The 14,673-nt window shown below is 39.4% G+C and carries 12 protein-coding genes; 9 read left to right on the top strand and 3 right to left on the bottom strand.

Annotated features, from left to right (window positions below; genetic code table 11):
- Nucleotides 1–105 precede the first annotated feature (105 nt).
- The 4 genes from P278_RS16225 (at nt 106) to P278_RS16210 (ending at nt 6,078) form a co-directional block, all read left to right on the top strand.
- Nucleotides 106–2,109 carry a urocanate hydratase gene (locus P278_RS16225; protein ID WP_038269071.1) on the top strand — a complete coding sequence of 668 codons (2,004 nt, stop codon included), beginning with the start codon at nt 106–108 and terminating at the stop codon, nt 2,107–2,109.
- Between the two features lie 65 nt (nt 2,110–2,174).
- On the top strand, nt 2,175–2,717 hold the full coding sequence (locus tag P278_RS16220) for a DUF4136 domain-containing protein (RefSeq protein WP_038269069.1): 543 nt from the start codon (nt 2,175–2,177) through the stop codon (nt 2,715–2,717).
- Between the two features lie 121 nt (nt 2,718–2,838).
- On the top strand, nt 2,839–4,596 hold the full coding sequence (locus P278_RS16215) for an aromatic amino acid hydroxylase (protein WP_038269068.1): 1,758 nt from the start codon (nt 2,839–2,841) through the stop codon (nt 4,594–4,596).
- A gap of 24 nt (nt 4,597–4,620) precedes the next feature.
- Nucleotides 4,621–6,078 (top strand): sulfatase family protein, encoded by a 1,458-nt coding sequence (locus P278_RS16210; protein ID WP_038269066.1) that lies wholly within the window; start codon nt 4,621–4,623, stop codon nt 6,076–6,078.
- Nucleotides 6,079–6,175: 97 nt separating this feature from the next.
- Here the strand turns inward: P278_RS16210 and P278_RS16205 are convergent, their stop codons facing one another.
- The 3 genes from P278_RS16205 to alaS form a co-directional block, all read right to left on the bottom strand.
- Nucleotides 6,176–7,507, bottom strand: coding sequence for a serine hydrolase domain-containing protein (locus P278_RS16205; protein WP_038269062.1), 1,332 nt, complete (start codon nt 7,505–7,507; stop codon nt 6,176–6,178).
- A gap of 84 nt (nt 7,508–7,591) precedes the next feature.
- Entirely contained in the window at nt 7,592–8,542 is a 951-nt protein-coding gene (locus P278_RS16200) for a GSCFA domain-containing protein (RefSeq protein WP_038269059.1), read from the bottom strand.
- A gap of 35 nt (nt 8,543–8,577) precedes the next feature.
- Nucleotides 8,578–11,190 carry an alanine--tRNA ligase gene (gene alaS / locus P278_RS16195; protein ID WP_038269192.1) on the bottom strand — a complete coding sequence of 871 codons (2,613 nt, stop codon included), beginning with the start codon at nt 11,188–11,190 and terminating at the stop codon, nt 8,578–8,580.
- Nucleotides 11,191–11,308: 118 nt separating this feature from the next.
- Between alaS and P278_RS16190 the strand changes: the two genes are divergently transcribed.
- The 5 genes from P278_RS16190 to P278_RS16170 all read left to right on the top strand — a co-directional run bounded on the left by P278_RS16190 (nt 11,309) and on the right by P278_RS16170 (nt 14,576).
- Complete coding sequence (locus tag P278_RS16190) at nt 11,309–12,286, top strand: M23 family metallopeptidase (protein WP_038269057.1); 978 nt, start codon at nt 11,309–11,311, stop codon at nt 12,284–12,286.
- Entirely contained in the window at nt 12,286–12,615 is a 330-nt protein-coding gene (locus P278_RS16185; protein ID WP_038269054.1) for a MerR family transcriptional regulator, read from the top strand. Before P278_RS16190 ends, P278_RS16185 begins: the two co-directional genes overlap by 1 nt.
- A gap of 106 nt (nt 12,616–12,721) precedes the next feature.
- On the top strand, nt 12,722–13,318 hold the full coding sequence (locus P278_RS16180) for a LemA family protein (protein WP_038269051.1): 597 nt from the start codon (nt 12,722–12,724) through the stop codon (nt 13,316–13,318).
- Between the two features lie 9 nt (nt 13,319–13,327).
- Nucleotides 13,328–13,768 carry a TPM domain-containing protein gene (locus P278_RS16175; RefSeq protein ID WP_038269049.1) on the top strand — a complete coding sequence of 147 codons (441 nt, stop codon included), beginning with the start codon at nt 13,328–13,330 and terminating at the stop codon, nt 13,766–13,768.
- Between the two features lies 1 nt (nt 13,769).
- Nucleotides 13,770–14,576, top strand: a complete 807-nt coding sequence (locus P278_RS16170) for a TPM domain-containing protein (protein WP_038269046.1) — start codon at nt 13,770–13,772, stop codon at nt 14,574–14,576.
- Nucleotides 14,577–14,673 lie beyond the last annotated feature (97 nt).

Raw genomic sequence — 14,673 nt, 5'->3', positions numbered from 1 at the left:
TACTGCTTATTCCTATCATAGGGCTGATATCCGCTATCCTTAGTTTTACATTATTGACCTTGAACCTTAAGTTTTATTTTTTCAATAATTGTAAACGATTACATCATGACATTCAAAGAGCAAATTTTAGAGGGTATTCCAAGCGAACTACCTCAACCGAAAGTATACGAAACTGAAATTAATCACGCACCAAAGCGCAAGGAAATACTAAACGAGCAAGAGAAAAAACTGGCTCTTAAAAATGCGCTTCGCTATTTTGATGCGGCCCATCACGAAACTTTAATACCTGAATTTAAAGAGGAACTTGACAAGTATGGCCGTATCTATATGTACAGGCTTCGCCCGGATTATGAGATGAAAGCCCGTTCTATTGAGGCCTATCCTGCAAAAAGCAAACAGGCGGCTGCGATTATGTTGATGATTCAAAACAATTTGGATTATGCTGTTGCTCAACACCCGCATGAACTTATCACCTATGGTGGTAATGGGGCTGTATTTCAAAATTGGGCTCAGTATAGACTCACTATGAAATACCTGGCTGAGATGAATGATGAGCAAACCCTGGTAATGTATAGTGGGCATCCAATGGGTCTTTTCCCTTCTCACAAAGACGCTCCCAGGGTGGTTATTACTAACGGAATGATGATTCCGAATTATTCGAAGCCGGATGACTGGGAGAAATTCAATGCATTGGGAGTTACCCAATACGGACAAATGACTGCAGGAAGTTATATGTATATCGGTCCGCAGGGGATTGTTCACGGTACCACCATTACGGTTCTGAATGGATTTAGAAAAATTGGCAAGGTGCCTCAGGGCAACCTATTTGTTACTTCCGGATTAGGGGGAATGAGTGGAGCTCAACCAAAGGCCGGAAATATTGCCGGTTGTATTACCGTGTGTGCAGAAGTGAACCCGAAAGCTACGCACACAAGACATTCTCAAGGCTGGGTAGATGAAGTTATTTCTGATTTAGATCTATTATCCGAACGTGTAAAACAAGCAAAAGCAAATAAAGAGACTGTTTCCATTGCTTATCAGGGTAATGTGGTTGATGTTTGGGAAAAATTTGATACTGAAAACATACATATCGACCTTGGGTCGGATCAAACTTCTTTGCACAATCCGTGGGCAGGAGGATATTACCCTGCAGGTTTAAGCTTTGAAGAATCGAACGAACTGATGGCCAATAAGCCTGAAGAATTCAAAGAGGCCGTACAAGAGTCGTTGAGAAGGCAGGCAGCAGCCATCAACAAACATGCTGCGAAAGGCACGTACTTCTTTGATTATGGAAATGCTTTCTTATTGGAGGCATCAAGAGCGGGGGCGGATATTATGAACACCCCGGAGGAAGCGATTAAAACGAACCGTGAATTCAGGTATCCGAGTTATGTACAGGACATCATGGGACCTATGTGTTTTGATTATGGGTTCGGACCATTCCGATGGGTTTGTGCCAGTGGAGACCCTGAGGATCTCAAAAAGACTGATGAGATTGCCTGTAAAGTTTTGGAAGAAATCATGACTAATTCTCCTGAGGAGATACGTCAGCAAATGGCGGATAACATCCAGTGGATCCAAGGAGCTCAGGAGAACAAACTTGTGGTAGGTTCACAAGCGAGGATCTTGTATGCCGATGCCGAAGGACGTATGAAAATAGCTGAAGCCTTTAATAAAGCTATTTCGAAAAATGAAATAGGTTTTGTAATTTTAGGTAGAGACCATCATGATGTGAGTGGTACGGACTCTCCATATCGCGAAACCTCTAATATTTATGACGGCTCTCGCTTTACAGCGGATATGGCCATTCATAATGTAATAGGCGATAGCTTTAGAGGTGCTACCTGGGTGAGTATTCACAATGGTGGTGGCGTTGGATGGGGAGAAGTTATAAACGGCGGATTTGGTATGGTTCTTGATGGTACTAAAGATGCAGACAGACGTCTGAAATCGATGCTTTTCTGGGATGTTAACAATGGTATCTCCAGACGCAGTTGGGCTCGAAACGAAGGGGCTGTTTTTGCCATCAAAAGAGCTATGGAGGTTGAGCCAAATTTAAAGGTTACACTTCCAAACAATGTCGATGAAGATCTGCTGAATAATGTTTAACCCGGTGTTCTGCTACGAAAGCAAACAGTTTGTGGCTGGCCACCAAAAATTAAAAGCTAATTGTTATGAGAACAGTTAAATTATTATCATTGGTAGCCTTGATCTCATTTTTTGCGGTTTCCTGCTCTTCGATAAAGGTAGCAGCCGACTATGACAGACAAGCAAACTTTAACGATTATAAAACATTTGCTTTTTACAAACCAGGAGTCGACAAGGCAGAAATCTCTGACCTTGACAAAAAACGGATTCTAAGAGCTGTAGAAAGAGAAATGATAGCAAAAGGATATACGCTTTCGGAGAACCCTGATGTATTGGTAAGTATTTTTACCAAAGAACGCGATCGGGTAAATGTGTATAATAACGCCGGATGGGGCTGGGGACCATACTGGGGTCCGTACTGGGGTATGGGATACAGTAATGTTTCGACCACTACTGAAGGTTCTTTATACATCGATATAATCGATGCTGAAGAAAAGGAGCTTGTCTGGCAGGGTAAAGGAACAGGTAATTTGGTAACTTCAGGTGATATTGACAAGAAGGTTGCAAAGATCAATGAATTCGTCATGGAAATCATGTCGCAATATCCACCGGGGTCATCGAACAAATAATAGCTTTAAAAAACCGCCAAATGGCGGTTTTTTCATTTCATAACGTGTTGTCTTTTATTTAAGAAAACGTTTTCGTTATGTTTTGTAACTTTACATCAACACAAAACACTAAAAACACATTATGAACACTGCATACACCAGCAATCCATTACTCGATAAGCTTCCTGCGCACCTGAAACAGTTTATCAAACCTCAGAACTATGATGATTATTCACCTATCAACCAGGCTGTATGGAGGTATGTCATGCGTAAGAATGTAGATTATTTAAGTAAGGTTGCTCATGAGTCTTACCTTGACGGACTTAAACAAACAGGGATTTCTATAGATCATATTCCGAGTATGTACGGAATGAATCGTATTTTAAAGGAAATTGGATGGGCGGCAGTTGCCGTCGATGGTTTTATCCCGCCCAACGCCTTTATGGAATTCCAAGCCTATAACGTCCTGGTTATCGCATCAGACATTCGACAATTGGAACATATTGAGTACACTCCAGCTCCTGATATTATACATGAAGGTGCAGGCCATGCACCTATCATTGCGAATCCTGAATACGCGGAGTATTTGCGTCGCTTTGGTGAAATTGGAGCTAAGGCCATTTCCAGCGCTAAGGATTACGAAATGTATGAGGCTATCAGGCATCTTTCGATCATAAAAGAGGCTGAAGGCACGCCTCAGGAAGAAATTGAGGCCGCTGAAAAGCGGGTTGATTATCTACAGGATCATATGGGAGCACCCAGTGAGATGGCTTTAATTAGAAATTTACACTGGTGGACGGTAGAATACGGATTGATCGGCGAACTGGAAGATCCAAAAATATACGGTGCGGGACTTTTATCTTCTATCGGAGAAAGTGCCTGGTGTATGACAGACCAGGTAAAAAAATTACCGTATACCATTGAAGCTGCTTACCAGGGGTTTGACATCACTAAGCCCCAGCCACAGTTATATGTAACCCCTGACTTCGCTCATTTAAGCCTTGTTTTAGAGGAGTTCGCCAATACCATGGCTTTGAGAAAAGGCGGATTGAGTGGCCTTCAAAAACTTATCAAATCTGAAGCATTAGGTACTATTGAACTTAGTACAGGAATACAGGTTTCGGGAATATTCACCAATGTAATTGAACATGACGGAAAGCCTGTTTATGTCCAAACATCAGGAAAAACTGCCTTGGCATACCGGGAGAAGGAATTGGTAGGTCATGGCACAAACTATCACAGAGAAGGTTTTGGAAGTCCTATTGGAAAATTAAAAGGCATTAACCTGGCGATTGAAGACATGAGTCCTCGAGATCTCAAAGCCTACAAGATATACGAAGAACAACGGGTTACCTTTGAGTTTGAAGGAGGCATTAAAGTTGAGGGTGTTATCATTACCGGTAAAAGAAACCTACAGGGCAAAATAATACTCATTAGCTTAAAAGACTGTACAGTAACTTATGGTGACACTGTTCTATTCAAACCAGAATGGGGTGTATACGACATGGCTATCGGAAAGGAAGTAACTTCTGCTTTTTCCGGACCGGCTGATGTAAATAGTTTTGACCTCATCACTCATGTTCCTTCAGAAAAAACGATCAAATCTAAAAAATCTCCGAAGCGAATTGCTCTTGAAAGTTTATATCAACAAGTCAGGGAATATCGCGAGGGCAAGAACAGAACTATATCGCGACATAAAGTATTTGAAGAGTTGGTAGCGCACTATCCCAACGACTGGTTGCTTTCGGTGGAGTTATATGAATTGGCCAGAAATAGTCATAATGACGAGTTTGCTCAAGAAATCTTAGATCATCTGGAAACTGTAAAATTAAACAGACCTCAGGTAGGTCATTTGATTGACGGTGGAATTTCATTGATCAATTCAGAATTAATTCATTAATTTTAGGGCGATAAACCTAAATATATGAACAAAAAAATATTCCTCGGTATTGTATGCTGTTTAAGCGTCCTTGCCTGTAAAAAGGGCACGGAAGAGAAATCGGATGAAATCGCAACCAATTCCCACAAGCAACCTAATGTGGTCATTGTATTCACGGATGATCAGGGTTATGAAGATGTTGGATGCTTTGGTTCCCCAGACATCAAGACACCACATTTAGACCAAATGGCTAGTGAAGGGGTAAAACTGACTAGTTTTTATTCGGCTCAGGCTGTTTGTTCTGCTTCTCGAGCTGGACTTTTAACAGGATGCTACCCTAACAGAATAGGCATTCATAATGCCTTTATGCCTGATGCGAAAATTGGTCTTAACCCTGAAGAAACGACCATTGCTGACATGTTGAAGGAGCAAGGATATGCAACTGCTATCTATGGAAAATGGCACTTAGGAGACCACCCGGATTTTATGCCGAACAATCAGGGATTTGATGACTATTTCGGAATTCCATATTCAAATGACATGTGGCCTTTGCATCCGCAACAGGGCCCAATTTTTAATTTCGGCCCGCTTCCATTATATGAGAATGAAAAGGTGATTGATACCTTAACCGATCAGTCGCAATTGACCACTCAAATTACGGAAAGAGCCGTTTCTTTTATTGACAAGAACAAAGACAACCCATTCTTTCTATATGTGGCACACCCACAACCCCATGTACCTTTATATGTTTCTGATAAATTTAAAGGCAAGTCTGAAAGGGGTTTATATGGTGATGTTATTATGGAGATCGATTGGAGTGTAGGACAGATCCTGGAGACTTTAAAAAAGAACAACCTGGATAGAAACACCCTGGTTATATTCACTTCTGATAATGGACCGTGGTTAGCCTATGGTAATCATGCGGGATCAGCGGATCCATTCAGAGAAGGAAAAGGGACTGCCTGGGAAGGAGGTCAGAGAGAACCTTTTATTGCGTGGTATCCCGGAACATTACCTGCCAATAAGACTATTAATACACCGGTAATGGCCATTGACATTCTCCCTACTGTAGCCTCGATTACGGAGAGCAAGCTTCCTGAAAAGGAAATTGACGGTAAAAACGTTTGGCCAATTTTATCGGGAGCATCTACGGAAACACCTCATGAAGCTTTCTTTTTCTATTATCGAGTTAATGAACTCTTCGGTGTACGCTACAAGGACTGGAAATTATACTTCCCTCACCGTTACAGAACAATGGATGGTCAGGAACCCGGAAAAGACGGCTTACCTGGTGAATATCGATTTGTAGACATGGAAGCCATTGAACTCTATAATTTAGCTACTGATTCTATAGAGTCTACCAATGTAGCCGAGGAAAATCCTGAGGTCGTAAAAACGATTATGGCAATTGCCGATGAGAAAAGAAAAGAACTAGGTGACAGTTTAACTGGCATTGAAGGCTCTGAGAACAGAGCACCCGGACAAGTTAAAACCGAAGACTAATAACATATTCATAGTCAGGCGACTGAAAACAATAGAAGGGGCAAAAACACGGTCGTGTTTTTGCCTCTTTGCATTTGAACACAGTATAACTGACGTACTATTTTCTGATAAAATCGAATTTTATATTCCCTTGTTTAAACAGGAACAATTGCTTTCCGTCTTTTTTATAGAAAGACATCTTTATGCCTGCCGGTTTAAATTCAAATTCAGTATTCGAATACGGCGTAAGCGGAAAAGCCCCCTGTCCTGTAGCCTGTCCATATAATTCATTGTCTTTTATATATACTTTTATATCTAACGGAAACTCCGGGTTATCATAAACACCCTCATATCCTTCCAAAACCTCCCCATCAACTTCTACTGGTCTTCTTGAAAAATCAGGAAAGTCTAATGGCTTACCATAAACTCCATTAAGCAATTGAATTGATATATCGTTCGGATTAAAATAATTGGTTGCGTTTACAAACTGAACTAACAAAACCCCATCTTCTTTGTTGTATCCAACAGTAGATCTATAACTTTCTATCCCTCCTGAATGCCCATAAAACTTCTTATCGTTAAAAGGAAAGCTCGTTATTCCATAACCATATCCTTCCTTTATATCGAGCATTTTTTCTAAACTTTCCTGAGCAATTAACTTCCCTGAAAAAAGAGCTTTGTAAAACACTGCCAGATCTTCCAGTGTTGCAGCTAAAGCTCCTGCTGACCATGCCCAGTCAGTATTCCATTCTGGTACTGTGGGCTCCCACTTATCACCTTTTCGGAGATAAGATTTAGCAAAATGCGTTTTATCCAAAGGCCTTCCCAGGTAGGTGTTTTTTAACCCTAGTCTTCCAAGAATCTCTTCCTCTAATTGTTTTTTATAACTATTCCCAGAAGCGTCTTCTATAATGTACCCTAACAACATATAGTTAGTATTACTATATTCATATTGGGCATCAGGTTCAAAAACAATTTCATACCCTTTGACTTTATTCAAAAAAGATTCTTTTGAAATTGGTTGACTTACATTTTCGATAAATCCTTCCTCATTGGTATAGTTATACAAACCAGACCGATGCCTTAAAAGCATTTCTATATCTATTTTGTCTGCATTGGGGATTTCCGGATAATACCTGGCCAGCTTATCAGACAGGTTCAATTTATTCTCTTCCGCTAATTGTAAAATAAGTGTGGCTGTATATGTTTTAGTTATAGAGCCTATTAAGAATAACGAATTAATGGTGTTTTTTTTGTTATTTTCTAAGTTCTGATACCCTACAGATCTTTCATAAAGTACTGTACCATCTTTTTTTAGTAATACATTACCGAAAAATGCATCATTTTTCTGATAATGGTCAAAAAGGCTATCTAGTTCAGCTATTTTAGGGTTTTGGGCACTGACCGTAAAGACCAGAATCAAACATAAAATAAATGCTATTCTTTTCATAAGTGTGTGTTTTCAAATTAAAATTAGGGAATCTACATGAAAAACACTTCAGAATGAAAGAAAATTAATCGTGGTTATAACGATTTACGAAAACTTTATTGATGGATATTGTTTCTGAATGGTCTTTATTTTGTTCTGAATTTTTTCGAGAAATGCATGGTGTTGCTCCGAGTTCGGGTTAAAAGGTTTATGAGCAAGTCCCTTTTGAATTTTGTCAATTTCACCCATCAATTCAGTTGCTTTGGGATCAATCCACACTTCTTTAAATTTCTCCCAGATATAATCTATGGCCACTTCATTAGGATGTACCATATCCGCATTGTAAAATCGGTAATCCCGTAATTCGTCCATCATGATTTCATATGACGGAAAATACAAGGAGTTTACAGCATCCCGGATCGTATCATGAACAGCGGTTAACAAACATGCTTTACTTCGCTGATTCTCAACAAAACCATCTTTTAAATGTCTGACCGGTGAAACCGTAAAAATAATTTTAGCTTTTTGATTATACCTGTGGACAAGATCGACTATACTCCTGAGGCACCGTTGCAGTGCAGGAACCGACCACAATACTTTATTAAATTCCTTTTGGGGTACTTTATGACAATTAGCCACCACCCTATGGGTATTTCTTAATTCATAGGCCCAGGCGGTTCCAGGGGTAATAACTACATAGTCCACTTCTTTTAAGCTTTCATGGACGGCATAAAGCACTTTATTCAAATTAGCCAATATGGTTTCCCTGGATGGATTGCTAAAATCGGAATGCACTTCGTAACAATGCCAGCGTTCGTTTAAAAAAAACACATCTTCTTCGGTGAATTCCCTTTGCTGTTCTACTCGTTCCAATAAATTAAGAACTGCTTGTGGATGAAATAAAATACCAAATGGATTCAGGAATGAAGAAAATTTATAGTAATCTAACTTCTTACCGATATTCTCAACAAAACAAGAACCTAGTAACAAGAGTTTATCACTATAGCCTATTTGCTTTTTTTCTGGCTTTAACGGTATGTGCGTTTGTAGTTGCATATAAAAAATATTCCCGCCTGGGCGGGAATACAAATTTATAAAATATATGTTTTGGCCTTTTCAAGGACTTCGGGAATCCCGCCCGGGTTTTTACCTCCGGCTGTTGCGAAAAACGGTTGGCCTCCGCCACCGCCCTGAATGAGCTTCCCTAACTCTCTTACCACTTGTCCGGCATTTAATTCTTTTTCAGCCACCAATTCTTTGGAAATATAACAGGTAAGCATCGCTTTACCATTATTTTCTGAAGCGAATAAGGCAAATAAGTTTTTAAACTCACTCCCTAACTCGAAAGCCATATCTTTAAGAGCCGCCTGATCCAAATCTACTTTTTGAGCCAGAAACTTCACTCCGTTTACGTCTTCAAGTCCATTTCGGATCTCTTGTTTAAGCCCCTTAGCCTTTTCTTTTTGCAGTGCCTCGATTTCCTTTCTAAGTGCAACATTTTCCTCTTGCAAAGAGGTTATAACTTTGATAGGATCGTTCTTAGTTTTAAGCACAGCCAGCACCTTGTCATAAGCCTCACTCTGGCTTTCAAAATATTGCTTAGCACCCTCAGCAGAAATAGCTTCAATTCTTCTTACCCCAGCAGCTACAGCGCTTTCTGAAGTAATTACAAAGTGCCAAATATCTGCTGTATTCTTCACATGGGTACCTCCACAAAGTTCCATGCTTTCACCAAATTTAATCGTACGTACGGTATCACCATATTTTTCACCAAATAAAGCAACTGCACCTTCATTTAATGCTTGCTGATACGGAATATTTCTATTTTCCTCTAAAGGTAATTGCTCTCTGATCCTGGCATTTACAAACTCTTCCACCTGCTTTAATTCATCGGTGGTCACTTTAGCATAATGAGAAAAGTCAAAACGGAGATAATCCGCTTTCACTAATGATCCTTTTTGTTCCACATGCGTACCGAGTACGGTTCTTAGTCCCTGATGTAAAAGGTGGGTTGCCGTATGGTTCGCCGCAGTATTGTTTCTGCTATCTAAATCTACCACCGCCTCGAAGGTTGCATTGAGGTTTACAGGTAAATTCCTGGTGTAATGAATGATTAAGTTATTTTCCTTTTTGGTATCTAAAATGTAAGTAACATCACCATTGGGAGCTTCTAAATATCCTTTATCGCCAACCTGACCACCACCTTCCGGATAGAAAGGAGTTAAGTTAAAAACCAATTGATACATTTCACCATCTTTCTTAGAGGTAACCTTTCGATAGCGTGTGATCTTTACTTTGGTTTGAAGCATGTCATAACCTACAAACTCTTCTTCATCATCTTCAATAAGCTCATGCCAATCGCCTGTCTCAATTTTGGTTGCTTTTCTCGAACGCTCTTTTTGTTTTTGCAATTCTACATCAAAGCTCTCTGTATCGAGTTCAAAGCCTTTCTCGCTTAAAATTAGTGCGGTAAGGTCTATAGGAAAGCCATAGGTATCGTAGAGTTCAAAGGCCTTTTTACCTGAAATTGTTTTACTCTTGCTACCCGCTATCACATTATCTAAAAGCTGTAATCCCTGATCTAAGGTTCTGAGAAAAGAGTGTTCTTCTTCTTTTATAACATTTTCGATGATTCCCTTTTGAGATCTTAATTCCGGAAATGCTTCATGCATTTGATTTTCCAGGGTATCTACTAATTTGTAAATAAAAGGTTCCTTTTCGTTCAGGAATGTAAACCCATAGCGAATGGCTCTTCTAAGAATTCTTCGTATTACATACCCTGCGCCTGTATTACTTGGTAATTGTCCATCGGCAATGGCAAATGACACCGCCCTAACGTGGTCTGCAATAACCCTGATGGCTATGTCAATCTCTTCTTCTTTACCATATTTAGAATTTGTTATGGTTTCAATCTCGCGAATGAGTGGTGTAAAAACATCAGTATCGTAATTACTCTTCTTATTTTGTAATACCATACACAAACGTTCAAACCCCATACCCGTATCTATATGCTGAGCAGGTAATTCTTCGAGTGAGCTGTCTGCTTTTCTATTGAATTGAATAAAAACCAGGTTCCATACTTCAATTACTTCCGGATGATCTTTATTTACTAAATCTTTTCCGGGCACTTTTGCTTTTTCTTCGGCAGAACGAATATCTACATGAATCTCCGAGCACGGTCCACATGGCCCCTGTTCGCCCATTTCCCAGAAGTTATCCTTTTTATTTCCGTTAAGAATTCTGTCTTCACTGATGAATTCTTTCCAAATATCATAGGCCTCGGTATCTCGTTGAAGACCTTCTTTTTCATCTCCTTCGAAAATGGTAACATACAGCATATCCTTATCGACCTTGAATACTTCGGTAAGTAATTCCCAAGCCCATTGAATGGCCTCTTTTTTGAAATAATCACCAAAACTCCAATTCCCCAACATTTCGAACATGGTATGGTGATAAGTATCCTTACCAACCTCTTCAAGGTCATTATGCTTCCCGCTGACCCTTAAACATTTTTGAGTATCGGTAACCCTTGAATTTTTAGGTTTTTTATTACCAAGAAAAAATTCTTTAAACTGGTTCATCCCCGCATTGGTAAACATCAGGGTGGGATCATCTTTGATAACCATTGGTGCCGAAGGGACTATGGTGTGTTTTTTATTTTCAAAAAACGCTAAAAACTGCTTTCTTATTTCTTGAGACTGCATCATAAAACTCTTAACTTTTTCTAAAAATTGGAGCAACTGCGAAACAATTTTTATATTTGTTCGTTAGCAAAATTGCAATCACTCTCATTTAGAGTGCAAAAATAGAATAATTAAACTAATGTCGAAGGTAAAATATTATTACGATCACGAAACACTATCTTATAGAAGAATTGAACCTAAAAAAGGGAAGAAGTTAGGTTTAGTGGCTATTTTCATTACCGGCATGATTTTATCTGGGTTTTTATTTTTTATTGCAACCAGTTACATCCCTAATGTTAAGACTCCCAGAGTACTTTCACTGGAGCGCGAACTCAACAATGCTGAGTTAAATTATCAGATATTAAACAACAAGCTCACCCAAATTGAAAGTGTTCTTTCGAATATAGAGGAGCGAGATAATAATATTTACAGAATATATTTTGAAGCCAATCCGATTCCTGACGAGCAAAGGCAAGCTGGTTTTGGGGGTGTAAACCGATACAAGCATTTAGAAGGGTTTGACAATTCTGATCTAATCGTAAACACCACTGAGCGTTTGGAGGTACTTCAAAAAAGGTTGGTAGTTCAGTCAAAATCTTTGGATGAGATCACTGAACTGGCAAAGGAAAAAGAAGATTTACTAGCGGCTATCCCTGCTATACAGCCTGTAAAGAATGAAGATCTTACCCGAATCGCATCGGGATATGGATGGCGTTCTGATCCTTTTACAAAGGCTAGAAAATTTCATTATGGAATGGATTTTACCGCTCCGAGAGGGACTCCTATTTTTGCTACAGGAGATGGTGTTGTTACGAGGGCGGATAACAGATCTTCTGGTTATGGCGAGCATATTCGCGTAGACCATGGTTATGGATATGTAAGTTTGTATGCCCACCTGAGCAAGTATAACGTTAGAAGAGGGCAAAAGGTAAAAAGAGGCGATATCATTGGATTTGTAGGAAGCACGGGAAGATCGCAAGCCCCTCACCTTCACTATGAGGTTTTTAAAGACGACAATCGTATTAACCCTCTTAACTTCTATTACGGCAGTTTAACAGCTGACGAATTTGATGCTATGTTAAAGGCAGCTACGATAGAAAACCAATCGCTTGATTAATGCACTTAGAACTTCCTGATAAACTATATTACAGCATTGGTGAGGTAGCCAAGGCCTTTGATGTAAACACTTCTCTAATTCGTTTTTGGGAAAAGGAGTTTGATGTTATCAAACCAAAGAAAAATGCCAAAGGAAATCGGAAGTTTACTCAAGAGGACATAAAGAACCTTCAACTTATCTACCATTTGGTAAAAGAAAGAGGTTTTACTCTTGAGGGAGCAAAAACACACTTAAAAGAAGAAAGGTTGAAAACTCTTTCAAATTTTGAGATTATTCGTAAATTGGAGCATATAAAAACTGAGCTGATAAAAATTAAGGACCAACTATAAATTGGTTTGCGTATTGGTCACTACACAAGTTTTTATAAATGTTACCTGTAACGAATGTGTAAAATTTTATACCTATAATTAGAAACAACCTAAAAACTGAATATCGATGAAAAAGTGGTTAATTCCTGTTATCATTATTGTTGTGGTAGTCTTCGGACTTTACAGATGGGCTGTTGGCATCAACAACACAGCAGTTACGTATGAAGAAAATGCTAAAACTGCATGGGCTGATGTAGAGAGCACTTACCAAAGACGTAATGATCTCATTGGCAATCTTGTAAAAACGGTACAAGGTGCTGCTGATTTTGAAAAATCGACCTTAACGGATGTTATTGAGGCCAGAGCAAAAGCTACCTCAACAACCATAGACCCCACTAATATAACTCCAGAACAGTTAGCAGCCTTTAATCAGGCTCAAAGTGGTTTGTCTTCTGCTCTCTCCCGTCTATTGGTTACGGTAGAGCGTTATCCTGAACTGAAAGCCAATCAGAACTTTTTAGAATTACAATCGCAACTGGAGGGTACTGAAAACAGGATCAATGTAGCCAGAGATCGTTTCAACGAATCTGTTAATACATACAACAAGCATATTAAAATATTCCCAAACAGTTTGTTAGCAGGCATGTTTGGTTTTGAAGAAATGGGACGTTTCTCAGCCGATGCCGGTGCAGAAAATGCTCCTGATGTAGAATTTGATTTTTAATTATCGCTAATGTCTGAAGTTGAGGAGTTTTTAACACCTGAAGAAGAAAAAGAAATCGTGGCTGCCATTCGCACAGCTGAAATGCAAACCTCAGGTGAAATTCGCGTACATATAGAAAAATCTTCACAGGAAAAAGAAGCGTTCGAAAGAGCGAAAGAGGTATTCCATTGGCTTAAAATGGATCAAACTAAAGAAGCTAATGGGGTACTTATCTATGTCGCTGTTCACGATCATACCTTTGCTATTTGTGGAGATAAAGGAATAAACGAAAAGGTCCCTAAAGGCTTTTGGGACAGCACCAAAGATGTCATGCAAAAGCATTTCAGACACAAACAATTCAAACAAGGATTGGTGGAAGGTATTTTAAAAGCGGGTACCGAATTACGAATGCATTTTCCATGGAAGCATGATGACGCAGATGAATTGTCGAACGAAATATCAAAAGCTTAATATGCTTAGATCAAACTTTATAAAAAACTGTTTATGTTTCATAGCAGGTCTTTTATTAATCAATATTGCTTCAGCTCAATTTCAAATTCCTGAAACTCCAAGTGAACAAACCAGTGTTTATGATTATGTAAACCTCTTGTCTTCTTCTGAAAAGTCTTCCTTAGAAAATAAGCTCGTACGTTATTCTGACACTACCTCCACTCAAATTGTGGTAGCTATCATCTCTTCTACCGAAGGAGAGGATATCAATTATCTGGCCGCACAATGGGGTCATAAATGGGGTATTGGACAGGAAAAAGAAGATAATGGAATATTGATTCTTCTTGCCAAAGATGATAGAGACATCAGCATACAAACCGGATATGGCATCGAACATCTTTTAACAGATGCGCTTTCCAAACGTATCATTACCAACGTTATCATCCCTGAATTTAAGAAAGGGGACTATTATGCCGGATTGAATCGGGGCACGGATGTTATCTTTCAGGTTTTATCGGGAGAATACAAAGGCAGCAGGAAATCCGGATCTAAGGGCTTCCCTGTTGGTGGTATCATTTTCATGATATTTATATTTTTTATTATCATTTCGGCCTTGTCAAAAAAGAACAGAGGTGGGCGCGGTGGACCCGGAGGTAAAAATCGCGGACTTGACATCTGGGACATGATCATTTTAAGCAATATGGGGCGTGGCGGCTTCGGTGGTTCCGGAGGTGGATTTGGCAGTGGTGGTAGCTTTGGTGGCGGTGGCTTTGGTGGCGGCTTCGGCGGCGGTGGCTTCGGTGGTGGTGGTGCCAGTGGAAGCTGGTAATATCGAGAACCAAAAAGTAATTCCCTTTTAACTTTTCATTATTAACAATCCATTACAGAAATGGTTTCTTTTGTAGTGCTAATAAAATAACCTGGAA

The organism is Zhouia amylolytica AD3, from assembly GCF_000511935.2.
Lineage (GTDB): Bacteria > Bacteroidota > Bacteroidia > Flavobacteriales > Flavobacteriaceae > Zhouia > Zhouia amylolytica.
Note: the sequence above shows the minus strand (reverse complement) of the source record. Positions and strands in the feature narration are given on the sequence as shown.